At 67.1% G+C, this 13857-nt stretch carries 10 protein-coding genes; 2 read left to right on the top strand and 8 right to left on the bottom strand.

The annotated features are described in order from the left end of the window. Position 1: 1 nt before the first annotated feature. Positions 2–925 carry a glycosyltransferase gene (locus tag ACTOWK_RS05560; protein WP_441329191.1) on the top strand — a complete coding sequence of 308 codons (924 nt, stop codon included), beginning with the start codon at positions 2–4 and terminating at the stop codon, positions 923–925. On the opposite strand, the gene ACTOWK_RS05555 is transcribed toward ACTOWK_RS05560, so the two are convergent. Beyond that, complete coding sequence (locus tag ACTOWK_RS05555) at positions 891–2492, bottom strand: glycosyltransferase family 87 protein (RefSeq protein WP_441329190.1); 1602 nt, start codon at positions 2490–2492, stop codon at positions 891–893. The genes ACTOWK_RS05560 and ACTOWK_RS05555 overlap by 35 nt on opposite strands. Before the next feature lie 72 nt (positions 2493–2564). Between ACTOWK_RS05555 and glmU the strand changes: the two genes are divergently transcribed. Next, a complete protein-coding gene (gene glmU / locus ACTOWK_RS05550) occupies positions 2565–3944 on the top strand; it encodes a bifunctional UDP-N-acetylglucosamine diphosphorylase/glucosamine-1-phosphate N-acetyltransferase GlmU (protein ID WP_441329189.1) in 1380 nt (459 codons plus the stop codon). Positions 3945–4118: 174 nt separating this feature from the next. Here glmU and ACTOWK_RS05545 read toward each other — a convergent pair whose 3' ends face one another. The 7 genes from ACTOWK_RS05545 to ACTOWK_RS05515 form a co-directional block, all read right to left on the bottom strand. Beyond that, complete coding sequence (locus ACTOWK_RS05545; RefSeq protein WP_441329188.1) at positions 4119–4904, bottom strand: hypothetical protein; 786 nt, start codon at positions 4902–4904, stop codon at positions 4119–4121. Positions 4905–5536: 632 nt separating this feature from the next. Then, positions 5537–6844: a sensor histidine kinase gene (locus tag ACTOWK_RS05540; protein ID WP_441329187.1), complete on the bottom strand. Its 1308-nt coding sequence runs from the start codon at positions 6842–6844 to the stop codon at positions 5537–5539. A 9-nt stretch (positions 6845–6853) separates the two neighbouring features. Next, positions 6854–8209: a sigma-54-dependent transcriptional regulator gene (locus ACTOWK_RS05535; protein ID WP_441329186.1), complete on the bottom strand. Its 1356-nt coding sequence runs from the start codon at positions 8207–8209 to the stop codon at positions 6854–6856. Positions 8210–8493: 284 nt separating this feature from the next. Beyond that, the gene (locus ACTOWK_RS05530) at positions 8494–10293 is read right to left on the bottom strand and encodes a DUF885 domain-containing protein (RefSeq protein WP_441329355.1); all 1800 of its coding nucleotides are present in this window, start codon (positions 10291–10293) and stop codon (positions 8494–8496) included. 226 nt (positions 10294–10519) lie between these two features. Next, positions 10520–11746, bottom strand: coding sequence for an ABC transporter permease (locus ACTOWK_RS05525; protein ID WP_441329185.1), 1227 nt, complete (start codon positions 11744–11746; stop codon positions 10520–10522). A 23-nt stretch (positions 11747–11769) separates the two neighbouring features. Next, the gene (locus tag ACTOWK_RS05520) at positions 11770–13098 is read right to left on the bottom strand and encodes an ABC transporter permease (RefSeq protein WP_441329184.1); all 1329 of its coding nucleotides are present in this window, start codon (positions 13096–13098) and stop codon (positions 11770–11772) included. Between the two features lie 10 nt (positions 13099–13108). Further along, positions 13109–13843 carry an ABC transporter ATP-binding protein gene (locus ACTOWK_RS05515; RefSeq protein WP_441329183.1) on the bottom strand — a complete coding sequence of 245 codons (735 nt, stop codon included), beginning with the start codon at positions 13841–13843 and terminating at the stop codon, positions 13109–13111. Positions 13844–13857 lie beyond the last annotated feature (14 nt).

The following is a 13857-nucleotide window of genomic DNA, read 5'->3' as shown; positions in this document are numbered from 1 at the left end:
TTTGCGCAGCGCAGTACTCATCCCCTGCTACAACGAAGCCCGCACGGTGGCCAAGGTCGTCGCCGACTTCCGTCGCGTCCTGCCCGACGCCGAGGTCTGGGTGTTCGACAACGCCAGCACCGACGACACCGCGGCGATCGCGCGCGCCGCCGGCGCCCGGGTCCACCGCGTGCCGGCCAAGGGCAAGGGCAACGTGGTGCGGGCGATGTTCCGCGAGGTCGAGGCCGACGTCTATCTGATGGTCGACGGCGACGACACCTATCCGGCCGACCACGCCGAGATGCTGATCGAGGACATCCTCGAAGGCCGCGCCGACATGGTCGTCGGTACGCGCCTGGAAAGCCACGACAGCGGCTCGTTCCGGCGCTTTCACGGCTTCGGCAATCGCCTGGTGCGCTGGAGCATCGGCCGTCTGTTCGGGCAACCGGTACGCGACGTGTTGTCGGGCTATCGCGCGTTCTCGCGACGTTTCGTCAAATCGATGCCGGTGCTGTCGCGCGGGTTCGAGATCGAAACCGAGATGACCGTGTTCGCGATGGCCCATGCCTTCGTGCTCAGCGAACGCACCGTGCCCTACGGCGTGCGCCCGGAAGGCAGCGAGTCCAAGCTCAACACTTTCCGCGACGGCTTCCGCGTGCTGCGCACGATCGGTTTCCTGTTCAAGGACCTGCGGCCGTTGCTGTTCTTCGGCGTCGCCGCCCTGGTCGCGGGCTTGGCGAGCCTGGGCTTCGGCGCCTTCGTCGTGCACGAATACACCCTCAGCGGCGCGGTCACCCATCCCTCGACCGCGGTGCTCGCCGCGGCGCTGGCGCTGACCGCCTTCATCCTGCTCGCGACCGGGCTGATCCTCGACACCGTCAACCGGCGTTCGAACGAGATCCTGCGCCTGATCACCGACCAGGTGGTGCGCTACAGATCGGAGTGAACGGCGTCCGCGCGAGCGGGCACAGTTCGATCTCGGCCAGGCTGTCGGCGACGCGCCGGCAGGTGCCGTCGACGCGCAATCCGTACAGGGTCATGCGTTCGGCCGCGACCGTATCCACTTCGACCGGACGCAGCAGCCACAGCGGCCCGTCATGGCCGGCGATCCGGCTTTCCACGCGCATCTGCAACCGCGTGCACTGCTGCGGGTCCATGAAGTTGTTGCGTATCGCCAGCGCCGGAACCCCGCGCGGCAGGAACGCGACCGCGTGGCCGATCGGCGTCTCGGTGCTGGTCACGACCAGGCTGTCTGCGGGCAGTCCGGGGAATTCGACCGAGATCATCGGGCTACGGAACGGGTCGCGTCCCCAGCCCGGATGCTTGGTCGGTGCGATGACCAGCAGCGCGCCGACCACCAGCGCGGTGCGCGTCCAACGCCGCGCGAATGCGACCGAGATCACGCCGACGATCAACACCGAGAACAACAATTCGAGCGGATACAGATAGCGGTAGATGCTGTAGACGCCGAGCCAAAAGCAGTAGCTGACCAGCACGAAGGCCAGCAGCGGCCAGTACAAGGCGGCGGCTTCGCGTCCCTTGCAACCATCGGTAGCGACAGACGATGCGCTCGTCGCTTCGGCACCGCGCTTAGCGCGCAACCACCACCACGCCGCGAGTGCGCAGAAGCCGAGCAGCAGACGCGCATCGGCCAGCGAGGCCTCGGAGAAATCGTTGCTCTTGCGCAGCAGGCGCAGCGGCACGTTGAGCGCATCGAGCGCGGTCTTGGGCAGGAAGCGCAGATCGCGGCGCTCGCTGAACAGCGCATCGGGCGAGTGGAACCAATGATTGAAATACGGGAACAGCGGATTGCCGTGATGCTCCCACAGGTACCAGCCCCACGGTCCCCAGCTCAGCGCCGCACCGATCGCACCGCCGATCGCCAGCGCGGTCAGGCGCGCCGGCAACTGCTTCAGCGGCCCCGCGCACAAGGCCATGGCGATGAAGCCCAGGCAGTACATGACCGCAGTGAGCTTGAGGCCGGCGGCGATGCCGGCCAACAGGCCGACCGGCAGCCAGGTCGCCCAGGCGCCGCGGCGCCGCGACGAATCGACCGCCCACCACAAGGCCGCCAGCACGAAGGCCGCGACGATGTGGTCGTTGAAGGTGGCCGCGGTGCCGGGATACACCGCCGCGCCGGCGATCGCGACCAGGCCCGCCATCCAGGTGCGCAGCCGGCTGCGCTGCGCCGGCATCAATGCATCGAGCAGGCGCAGTCCGAACCACAGGGCGATGACGCTCGGCAGGGCCAGCCACAGCATGACCAGCCAGCCGCTGGCGCCGGCCCGCACCAACAGGGCGAAGGGCAGGTCGGCGATCGGGTTGTGCCAGGTCTGCATCTGCGCCGCGGCGATGTCGTAGCCCAGGCGTCCGTCGAGCCAGGCCAGCGGCGTGTACAAATGATAGTTACGCAGGTCCCAGTTTGCGTCCTGGCGTTGGACCAGCGCCGCGAGCAAGGTGAAGCACAGGGCGACCAGGGCGGTCGGTCGCCAGGAAACGCGCTCAGCGGGCATGCAGAATCCTCGTCAAGGCAGTTGCTAAGATTCGGCCCGGACGCGGAGTGCGCGTCGAGGAACCCGAAATCCATGGCTCACGATTCGATGAATCAATTGCATATCGTCATCCTCGCCGCGGGCGAGGGCAAGCGGATGAAGTCGGCCACCGCGAAGGTGCTGCAGAAGATCGCCGGCCGGCCGATGCTGGCCCACGTGATCGATACCGCGCGGGCGCTGCGCCCGGCCGGCATCCATGTGGTCTACGGCCATGGCGGCGAACAGGTACGGGCGGCCTTCGAGGGCCAGGACGACCTGCATTGGGCCGAACAACAGCAGCGCCTCGGCACCGGTCATGCGGTGCAGCAGGCGATGCCGGGCGTGCCGCAGGACGCGCGGGTGCTGGTGCTGTATGGCGACGTCGCCCTGATCACCCCCGAGACACTGCAGCGTCTGTTCGCCGCACCCGGCCGCATCGCGGTGCTGGTCGCCGACATGGACGACCCGACCGGCTACGGCCGCATCGTCCGCGATCCCGAAGGCCGGGTCGGCCGCATCGTCGAGCACAAGGACGCCGACGAGGAACAGCGCGAGATCCGCACCGTCAACACCGGCATCCTGGTCGCCGACGGCGAGCCGCTGCGTCGCTGGCTCGACCGCCTCGGCAACGACAACGTGCAGGGCGAGTACTACCTCACCGACGTGTTCGCCGCGGCCGCTGCCGAATACAGCCCGGCCGAGATGGTCCACGTCGCCGACCCGATCGAAGTCGAAGGCGCCAACGATGCCTGGCAGCTCGCGCAACTCGAGCGCGCCTACCAGTGGCGCGCAGCGCGCGCGGTCTGCCTGCAGGGCGCGCGCCTGGCCGATCCCTCGCGCTTCGATCTGCGCGGCGAAGTGCGGGTGGGCCAGGACGTCGAGATCGACGTCGACGTGGTCCTGGAAGGCAAGGTCGAACTCGGCGACGGCGTGCGCATCGGCCCGTTCTGCCGGCTGAAGGACGTCAAGCTCGGCGCCGGCACCCTGGTGCGCGCGCATTGCGATCTGGACGGCGTGGTCGTGGAAGGCGCGGCGCAGATCGGTCCCTACGCGCGTTTGCGCCCCGGCACGGTGCTCGCCGACGGCGCCCACGTCGGCAACTTCGTCGAAACCAAGAACCTCACCCTCGGCGTCGGCAGCAAGGCCAATCACCTGACCTATCTCGGCGACGCGCTGATCGGCGCGGGCGTCAATGTCGGCGCCGGCACCATCACCTGCAACTACGACGGGGTCAACAAGTCGACGACGACGATCGAGGACGGCGCCTTCATCGGTTCCAATTCCTCGCTGGTCGCGCCGGTCACCATCGGCAAGGACGCGACGATTGCCGCGGGTTCGGTGATCACCCGCTTGGCCCCGCCGGGAGAACTGACCGTGGCGCGCGCGCGCCAGTCGACGGTGGAAGGCTGGAAACGGCCGGTGAAAAAGAAGTAAGCGGTCGCAAACGCATCGCGGCGCGCCTTGTGGCGCGCCGCGATGCACGATCGGGCCGTCGGTGCGAGCAATTGCGCGAAAGCGAGGCGTGGAGGCTTCAGCGTCATCCCTCGGGAAAGCCTGGGTGTTCGGTTCCGCCGAAGTAGAGCGCGCCTTCTCGGAAATCACCTTCGATCAGGGAACGTATTCCACCGTCTCGGTGGCGCCGATCTGCGCCCTGGCGATCTCGGTGTAGTACTGCGCGGCTGCGGTTCGGTCGAGGAAGGCGTTCGGCGCCCAGATCATCACGCCCTGATAGCCGCCGCTGGCGACGTTCTGGGCGATGCTGTGCGCTTGCGACGCCGAGCTGAACTCCGGCGAGATGCCGAGGAACAGGCTGGACTTGCTCATGCCGTAGCCGACATACGGGGTCAGATAGCTGACGCTGCCGGCGTAGGTCATTTCATAACCTTCGGTCAGTTGGTTGGCGGCGTTGTTGGGCGAGCGGAAATACTGCGAGTCGGACCACAGCGCTTTGCTCAGGGTCTTGCCGGAAAAGTACGGGTTGCTCCGGATCGCCTTGAGCACCGCATAGAACGAGCTCGCGCTGCCCGAACAGCTGGAGTATTCGTCGTCGACGTTGATGCCGTCGAGGTCGTACTTCACCACGTCGGTCACCATCGCATTGCCGAGCCGGGTTGCGGCCTTGGAGGTCATGTTGCACGACCAGCCCGCGTTCTGATGGTTGCCCAGGTAGGAGATCTGGACTTTGATGCCGGCGTCCTGCAACTGGCGGACGGCGTCGATGTTGTCTTTCAGGATCGCGCTCATCTCCGTGTTGTAGTACAGCACGGGCGTGTTGGGCGTGCTGCCGTTGATGTTGGCGGCGAACAACACCAGGTCGGAAAAGAACGGCTGGCCGCTGCTCTTGACCCGGTAGTGGCCGACGTCCTTTACGTCCTGCGGCGATGGATTGTTCAAGAATACGACGTTGCGCGCGCAAGCTCCGAAGCTTGTAAGAAATGCGATTAGACCGGCAGCCAGAAGCGTAGATTTGCTAAGCATTGGCGAATCTCCTGTTCGGTTGTTTGGAATTTTCTGCGGTTTTTTCGGGCGCACGCGTCCTCCGTCGTTCGGATTTCAAGGGCGTCCTGTCTAGAAACGAAGGCGAGGGCCGCTCCCCTACATCGATCTCATGCATCGACTCAAGCGCGAACGGTGAGCGAAGCGATCTCGCGCACTTCGACTTCGCGCACTTCGACCGTCATACGAGGCACATGCGCAGTCGCTGCGGTCAGCGAGGATCGCATGGACGCTCAGCTGGCGCCGGCTATGTTGAGGCGAGCGCGGTCGAGGTGTTGCGACCGCATCGTCGATGCCGCGATGACCGCCATCACGCATCTTCGATGCGGGCGGACATTGCTCGCGGAGTCGCAGGCGTCGATGTGTTCGGCGACGCTGCTTCGATGCCGCAGGCGCGCAGTGAAATCGGGAGGCAAAGAAGCGGTTGACCCAGATCGTGGCTTCGATCCGCCGTCGAGCCGGTCGCGGCGGCCGGAATGAATACATGCATCGGCCGCCATCTCACTTGCCCGATCGCGCCTGCCCGTGGCTCATGAATCCGGCAACACCATCGACACGCACAAGCCGCCGCCTTCGCGATTGAGTAGGGCGATGCGGCCGCCGTGGGCCTCGGCGATCTCGCGCGCCAGGGCCAGGCCCAGGCCGGTGCCGTTGCGCTTGGTCGAGTAGAACGGCAGCAAGGCATTGGACAACACCGCATCGTTCATGCCGCTGCCGCGGTCGAGCACGTCGATGCGCCAGGCGTCCTGCACGCGGCGCAGTTGCAGGCGTACGTCCTCGGGCTTGGAGCCGGATTCGTGGGCGTTCTTGAGCAGGTTGATCAGGCTCTGTTCGAGCTGTGCGGCGTCGACCCGCGCGATCGCTTCACCCTGCACGCCGTCGTAGGCGAAGTCGACCTGGCTGCGCAGTTGCTCGACGAAGCGCGACCACTCGATCGGTTGCAGGCGCGGCGAGGGCAGCTTGGCGAAGCGAGCGTAGTCGCGGATGAAACCTTCGAGATGGCGCGCGCGCTCCTCGATCGTGGTCAGCGCGGTCGGCAGGCGCTCGTACTGGCCGCGGCGCAGCAGCTCGGCGCCGGAGTGGGCGAGCGAGGCGATCGGCGCCAGCGAGTTGTTGAGCTCGTGGCTGATCACCCGGATCACTTTCTTCCAGGTCTGCACTTCCTGGCGGCGCAGCTCGGCGGTGAGCTGACGCAACAGCACGAGTTCGTGAGCGCGCCCGTTGAGGCGGAAGATGCGGCGCGAGAGGTGATAGATCTCTTCGTTCTCGATGTCGCCGACCGAAAACATGCCGTCGCCGCCGCGCTCGAAGGCTTCCTGCATCGGTGTGGGCGCGCGCGACAGCAGGTCGGCGAAGCTCTGGCCCTCCAGGCGACGGCCTTCGCCGAGCATTTTGCGCGCGGCGAGGTTGCCGTGGACGATGCGCCGGGTCGGGTCGACCAGCATCATCGCCACCGGAGTGTTCTGGATCATGGTGTCGAGCAGCAGCTCGCGCTGTACCAGGCTCAGGCGTTGTTCGCGCAAGGCGTCGCCGAGACGGTTGTGGCTGGCGACCAGGTCGCCGAGATCGCCCTGGCCGGTCCAGTGGAAGCTGATCGAGTAATCGCCATCGCGATAGCTCGCCACCGAGCCGGCGAGCGCGCGGAACAGCGAGTTCATCGGCGCGAAGGCGCGATGGACGTGATAGATCAGCAGCGGCGCGAGCACCGCCACCACGATGGCGAAGGCAAGCCAGCGGCTGGCGAGGCGGTCCGACAGCCACAGGGTCAGCGCCGCACCGCCTGCGAGGTAGGCCAGGGCGATGACGCTGAAGACCAGACTCAGGGGAAGACGGCGCATGATCGGACCTCAGTCGCGCTTGATGCCGAGCCGTTCGAGGCGGCGGTACAAGGCCTGCCGCGATAGGCCGAGTTCGCCGGCGGCTTGTGCGAGCACGCCGCCGGCGCGTTCGAGCGCGGCCTCGATGGCGATGCGGTCGGGTTCTTCGCCGCCGTTGGCCGCACTCGGCGGCGGCGCAGCCGGCAGGCCGAGGTCGGCCGCGCCGATGCTGTCGCCGCGCGCGAGCAGGGCCGCCCGTTGCAAGGTGTTGCGCAGCTCGCGCACGTTGCCGGGCCAGGCGTGCGCGTACAGCGCGCGCTCGGCCTCTTCGCTGAGGCGCTTGCCCTGGCCGAGCGGGTTGTCGCGCAGGAAATGCCGCGCCAACGGCAGCACGTCGTCGCGGCGTTCGGCCAGCGGCGGAATGTCGATCTGGATGGTGTTGAGGCGGTAGTACAGGTCTTCGCGGAAACGGCCGTCGCGGATCATCGTCGGCAGGTCGGCGTTGGTGGCGCTGATCACCCGCACCTTGACCTGGCGCTCGCGGTTCGAGCCGAGCCGTTCGAAGCGCCCGGTCTCGAGCACGCGCAACAACTTCATTTGTCCGGCCGGCGGCAGGTTGCCGATTTCGTCGAGAAATAAGGTGCCGCCGTCGGCCGCCTCGAACTTGCCTTCGCGCATTTTGTTGGCGCCGGTGTAGGCGCCGGCATCGGCGCCGAACAGCTCGGCTTCGATCAGTTCGGTCGGCAGCGCGCCGCAGTTCAGGGTCACGAAGGGGCCGGACTTGACCGAGGAATTGGCCTGGATGATCTCGGCGATTTTTTCCTTGCCGGCGCCGTTGGGGCCGGTGATCAGCACGGGCACGTCGGCGCGCGCGACCTGGCCGGCGAGCTCGATCACCCGCGCCAGCGGTTCGGAACCGAACACCAGGCCGCGCAGGTCGTAGCGCGCTTCCAGGTCGCGCTGCAGTTTGCGGCGTTGTTCGTGCAGGCGCGACACCTCGCGGGTGCTGGCGCCGAGTTCGAGCAGGTTCTCGACGCTGGCGAGCAGTTTCTGGTCGTCCCAGGGCTTGGCCAGGTAATCGGCGGCGCCGGCCTTGGCCAGGTCGACGGCGATGTCCAGATGCGTCCATGCGGTCAGCAGGATGATCGGCAGGTCCGGATGGCGCGCGCGGATCGCGCGGAACAGCGCCACGCCTTCCTCGCCCGAGGTGGTGTCGGCAGTGAAGTTCATGTCCTGCAGGACCAGACCGATATCCTCGCGACCCAGCAGCTCCAGGCCTTCGTCCGGCGACTGCGCGGTGATCACGCGGATCTCGCGCAGGCCGAACAGCAGGTCGAGCGCGGTGCCGACCGCCGGGTTGTCGTCGATGACCAGGACCGTGCGCATCAGGAATCCGTGTGGTTCGGGAGCGGGCGCCGGATCGCGGCGACTCGTTGTCGAGGCAGTATACGGCGCGGGCTCGGGGGTGCAGGTCGGGCCGGCGAGGCGCGGCCGGGGACGTCGATGTTCGGCGTGCGCTTACCGCAACCGGCCCGCCGAGTGCGCAGTCCGCGATCCGCGGATCGTCCGCGCTCCTCTCGCATGGGCCGCGAGAGGAGCGGGGCGGCCGTCGTCCGGCCCGGACGAGGCCGTTTCGTGATGCTTACTTGGCCATGCTTATTGGGCGATGCTTATTTCGCGAGCTTGGCCGGTGACGCATCCGCCGGCACCGAGGCGATCCAGCGATCGATCCGCGTTTCCAGTTCGCGCAGCGGCAAGGCGCCGCCGCCGAGGATCTGGTCGTGGAAGGCGCGGATGTCGAAGCGCCCTCCGAGCTGCGATTCGGCGCGGGCGCGCAATTCGCGGATCTTCAATTGCCCCATCTTGTAGGCCAGGGCCTGGCCCGGCCAGGCGATGTAGCGGTCGGCCTCGGCCTGGATGTTCGGTTCTTCCATGTCGGAGTGCTCGCGCATCCACTGCACCATCTGCTCGCGGCTCCAGCGTTCGTGATGCACGCCGGTGTCGAGCACGAGGCGGTTGGCGCGGATCAGCTCCTGCGAGAGCCGGCCGAAATCGCTGTACGGGTCCTGGTAGAAACCGACTTCCTTGCCGAGATCTTCCGAGTACAGGCCCCAGCCTTCGATGTAGGCGAGCTGGCCGGTCAGGGTGCGGAACTTCGGCAGGGCCGGCAGGCCGCGCGCGACCGACAGCTGCAGGTGATGGCCGGGCACGCCTTCGTGGTAGGCGATGGCCTCGACCGTGGTCAGCAGGCGCTTGTCGGGCTCGCCGGTGTTGACCGTGATCAGGCCCGGGCGCTTGCCGTCCGGCGTGCCGGGCATGTACTGCGCCGACGAGGCTTCTTTCTCGCGCCAGGTTTCCACTGCCTGCACCTGCACCGCGGTGGTCGGCAGAGTGCCGAACAAATCGGGCAGGCGTTTTTCCATCGCCGCGATGTACTGGCGGTACAGCTCGAGAATCTGCTCGCGCGATTTCGCATGGCGGGCGGGATCGGCGGCCATCGCCTTGCGCGCGGTCTTCAGGTCGGCGTAACCCAGGCGCCGGGCGATCTCGGTCTGCGCGCGTTCGATGCGTTCGACCTCGCTCAGGCCGAGCCGATGGATCGCCTCGGGCGTCATCGACGAAGAGGTGAATTGTTCGATCGCATAGCGGTACAGAGCATCGCCGTTCGGCACCGACCAAACGCCGTACTGCTCGCGGCCCTGCGGCGCGTATTCCTTGGCGACGAACTCGGCGAGGCGGCGATAGGCCGGCCGCACCTGTTGGTCGACGACGTCGAGGATCTGCTTGCGCAGGCGTTCGCGTTCGGCCGCCGGCACGCTGTCGGGGAACTTCTTCAGCGACGCGGCGAACACGCTGTCCTCGCCGGCGACGTCGGCGATGCCGTTGCATTGCGCGGCGACCTTGTCGAGCAGATAGCGCGGCTGCATCAGACCGTTCTTGGCGCCCTCGCGGGCGACCTCGGTGACCTGATCGAGAATGCGCGGAATCGCGCGTAGACGGGCCAGATAGTCGTCGTACTGCCGGGTGTCGTTGAACGGAAATGCCTTGACCATGATGGTCAGGAACAGATGGGTGCCGTTGAACTGGTCCAGCGGCATCTGGTTGGTCTTGAGCTCATAACCCTGGAGGTCGTTTTCGAGCCAGCGCACCAGCAGGCGGTGATTGAGCAGGTCGCTGTCGGCGAAGCCGGTGGTGTCGACGGCCTGGAGGCGTTTGAGCAGGGCGCGGGTCGCTTGGTTGTGGCGCCGGGCGCCGGCCAGGGAGAAATCGCTCCAGGCGGCGTTGTAGCGGTAGTCGCCGAAGAAGCTGGCCTGTTCCGGCAGCTCGCGCATCAGGCCTTCCCACTGCTCGTCGACCAGGGCGTCGAACTGGCGCGTGCGCGCGACGACGTCGTTGGCTGCGGCGGAGGCGGGTGCGCCCACCGCGCTGTCGGTGGTCTTTGCGGCGGCATAAGCGGCGGGCAGACCCATCGCGCCGACGAGCGCGGCCGACAGTGCGGCGATACGGAGCGCGGAGCGGGTGGGGCGATGCGGGTACGCAAGAGTCATGGTGGGCTCCATGGTGGCGAATGGCGTTGGGACGGGAGGCGAAGTCCCGGTCCCGTCCGGTGCCGGACGGGATTGATATTCACAGATACGTCGAAGGGCGGATCGGTGGCGCTGCCGAGCGATTTTATTTTCCCGGCGGTGCGAGCGATCAAGCCGAACGCGTCGCCAGTGCCGGCGGCACCAGCGCCGCGCGCCGGGCCGGGCCGTATACCGCGAGTTGCCCCAGCAGCCACAGGCACAGCGCGCCGAGCGGCAGATAGAACCCGGGCAGGCGCGGCAGCTCGTAATAGCGCATCAGGGCCAGGTTGATCGCGAATGCCAGCGCCATGCCCAGGCCGATGCCGATGCTGGTCAGCAGGAAGTTCTCGGTCTGGAAATAGCGCAGGATCTGGCCGCGGGTGGCGCCGAGCGCCCGGCGCACGCCGATCTGCTTGGTCCGCTGCTGCACCCAGAAGCTGGCCAGGCCGACGATGCCGAGCGCGGTCACGATCAGCAGGGCGATGCAGACCGAAGCGAGCAGCCAGACCATCGAGCGGTCGGTCTGATGGAACTTGTCGCTCATGTTCTCGAGGGTGTCGTTGTTCTCGTCGAGGATGCGCAACGGACCGTTCTTGCTCAGCGCTTCGGCGGCGCTTTTGAGCACTTCCTGGCGCCGCGCGGGGTCGGTACGGATCAGGTAGATGCCGCCGTTGTAGTCCACCTGGATCGGGTAGATCACCGAGTAGTCGGCGCTGGCCGGGCCGAAGAGCTCGTTCGGGCGCAGCAGGTGTTCGACCATGCCGACGACGCGGATCGGCGAGTCGTCCGAATCGTAGAACACCTTGCCGATCGGGTCCTGGCCGGGGAACAACATCTCGGCCAGCGAGCGGGTGACGATCGCCGAGGAGACCGGATAGTCCGAACCCGGTTCGCGGATCTTGCGGTAGCTGAGCACCTCGTCGGCGTTGAAATCGCGGCCGGCGACCAGCTTGAGCCCCATGGTCTTGAGGAACTGCTCGTCGCCGAGATAGGTCGTGGCGTTGGTGGTCGGCACCGGTTGGCCGCGTTTGAGCTCCAGGCCGGTGTTCCACGACGACCGGCCGTAGCGCACCTGGTTGGTCACGGTCGCCGCCTTGACCCCGGGCAGCGAGCGCAACACCGCCAGGTCCGACTTCGTCAACGAATCGGCACCGCCTTTCTCGTTGATGCCGCCGATCGAGAAGCGGATCAGTTCGTTCTCGACCATGCCGCTGGGGCGCTGCATGCGGGCGATGCGGCTTTCGATCAGGAACACCGCATTGCAGATGATCGCGCAGGTCAGGGCGACTTCGAACACGATCAGCGCGGCGGCGGTCTTGTGCCGGCGCAGGGTGGACAGGATGGGGCGGATATCCATGGCGTGCCTCGACGGAAGATGGGTCACTGACTCTTGAGCTGGATCGCCGGCGTCACCTGGCAGGCGCGCCAGGCCGGCAACAGCCCGGCGAGCACGCTGGCGACGACGGCCAGAAGGAAGGTGACGAGCAACATGGTCGGGTCGAGGCGGGCGAGGGCGGCATAGCTGACCGGCTGTTGGCGCACCGCCCACAGCCCCACCTGCGCCAACAGCAGGCCGAGCAGGCCGCCGGCCAGGCCGACGGTGCCGGCTTCGACCAGGCATTGGGCGAAGATCGCGCTACGGCTCGCGCCGAGCGCGCGGCGCACACCGATCTCGCTGGAGCGGCGCAGGAACTTGGCCAGCAGCAGGCCGACCGTGTTGAGCAGGCAGACCAGCAGGAAACCGAAGGCGAGCCAGGTCTGCAGGCGCACGTCGGCGGGCACGACGCGCTTGAAATCCAGCCATTGCATGACGTCATCGAGCACCGGCGCAGTCGGGCGTTCGAAGCGTCCGGCGCTGCGTTGCTGGGCGACATAGTTCTGCAAGTACTGGCGATAAGCCGCGACTTTTTCCGGCGTGCCCAGCTCGACCCAGTAGATCACCCAGGCGCACGGGGCGTTGATGCCGCGACTGCCTTCCGCATCGAGGTTGCTCTCGCCCCAGCAATCGAAGTTACCTTGCGAGCTCATGTTCAGGTCGCGGCTGGTCGAGAACGGCAGGAACAGCAGTTCGCGTTCGCCGAAGCCGTTGCGGTCGGACAGATCGTAGAACTTCGGCTGCGGGTTCCAGTCGCGGATCACGCCGACGATGCGGAACTCGCTCTTGTCGATCCACAACGACTTGCCGACGCTGTTGCCGCCGCCGAACAGTTTCTCGTTGAGGGCGGCGCCGATCACCGCGACGCGGGCGCGGCGCGCATCGTCTTCGCTCGGCCACGGGCCGCCGTACTGGAACGGCACGCCGAACATGGCGAAGAAATCGGTCGAGGTGTAGCGCGAGATCTGGCGGAACGGCGGCAGGCCGTCGCGGCGCGGCTCGATGGCGACGTCGCCGCCGCTCATCAGCGCCTGGCGGTCGCCGCGCTTCTCGCGCAACAGCGTCTCGGCGTCGAGGCGGGTCATGTCCTCGTGCGGCTCGGCACCGGGCGTGTAGCCGGCCATCGGGCGCGGATCCATGCGCGGATGGAACAAGTGCTCGCTCCTGCCGGGCAGCGGATCGCCGGACAATACATAGAACACGGTCAGGGTGGTCATCGCCGCGCCGATGCCGAGCGCGATGGCGACCACCATCAGCGCGGTCAGCACCTGGTTGCGCTTGAAGCTGCGCAGGGCGAGCTGGACGTAATAGCCGAACTGGCTGTTTCCGGTCATGGCGACGGTCTCAGGCGAGGGTGGCGTCGGCATCGACGGAGGCCGTCGGCATCGGTGCGCGGATCAGGCTCGGCTCGGCCTTCAGGTCGGTGGCCATGCCGTCGACGATGTGGACGTTGCGCTGGGCGCGCGCGGCGAGCTCGGGGTCGTGAGTGACCATGATGATGGTCGTACCCTGGCCGTTGATCTCTTCCAGCAGTTCCATCACCCCGCGCGCCATCTGCGAGTCGAGGTTGCCGGTGGGTTCGTCGGCGAGCAGCAGACGCGGGGTGCCGGCGAGGGCGCGGGCGATCGCCGCGCGCTGTTGCTGACCGCCGGACAACTCGGCCGGGTAGTGCCTCATGCGCGAGCCCAGGCCGACCTGGGTCAGGGCCTGCTCGATGCGCTGCCTGCGCTCGGCCGCCGGCATGCGGCGGTAGCGCAGCGGCACGTCGCAGTTGTCGAACAGGTTGAGGTCGGGAATCAGGTTGAAGCTCTGGAAGATGAAGCCGATCTTCTGGTTGCGCAGGCGCGAACGCGCATCGTCGGACAGACCGCGTACGTCCTCGCCGTCGAGTCGGTACTCGCCGCCGCTGAAGGTCTCCAGCAGGCCGGCGATGTTGAGGAAGGTGGTCTTGCCCGAGCCCGAGGGGCCGGTCACCGCGACGAATTCGCCGTCCCGTACGTGCAGGTCCAGCGAGCGCAGGGCGTGGGTTTCGACGAGTTCGGTGCGGTAGACCTTGGTGACCTGGCGCATGTCGAGCATGACGTGTTTCCTTT

It is taken from the genome of Lysobacter sp. CA196 (genome assembly GCF_052078695.1).
Taxonomy (GTDB): Bacteria; Pseudomonadota; Gammaproteobacteria; order Xanthomonadales; family Xanthomonadaceae; genus Lysobacter.
The sequence above is the reverse complement of the archived record's forward strand: the minus strand, read 5'-3'. Positions and strand labels throughout refer to the sequence as shown.

Bases quoted from the DNA above. Each gene is read 5' to 3' on its own strand.
- glmU (WP_441329189.1), top strand. From the start codon at position 2,565: ATGGCTCACGATTCGATGAATCAATTGCATATCGTCATCCTCGCCGCG.
- ACTOWK_RS05540 (WP_441329187.1), bottom strand. From the start codon at position 6,844: ATGCGCCGTCTTCCCCTGAGTCTGGTCTTCAGCGTCATCGCCCTGGCC.
- ACTOWK_RS05520 (WP_441329184.1), bottom strand. From the start codon at position 13,098: ATGACCGGAAACAGCCAGTTCGGCTATTACGTCCAGCTCGCCCTGCGC.
- ACTOWK_RS05535 (WP_441329186.1), bottom strand. From the start codon at position 8,209: ATGCGCACGGTCCTGGTCATCGACGACAACCCGGCGGTCGGCACCGCG.
- ACTOWK_RS05530 (WP_441329355.1), bottom strand. From the start codon at position 10,293: ATGGGTCTGCCCGCCGCTTATGCCGCCGCAAAGACCACCGACAGCGCG.
- ACTOWK_RS05555 (WP_441329190.1), bottom strand. From the start codon at position 2,492: ATGCCCGCTGAGCGCGTTTCCTGGCGACCGACCGCCCTGGTCGCCCTG.
- ACTOWK_RS05525 (WP_441329185.1), bottom strand. From the start codon at position 11,746: ATGGATATCCGCCCCATCCTGTCCACCCTGCGCCGGCACAAGACCGCC.
- ACTOWK_RS05515 (WP_441329183.1), bottom strand. From the start codon at position 13,843: ATGCTCGACATGCGCCAGGTCACCAAGGTCTACCGCACCGAACTCGTC.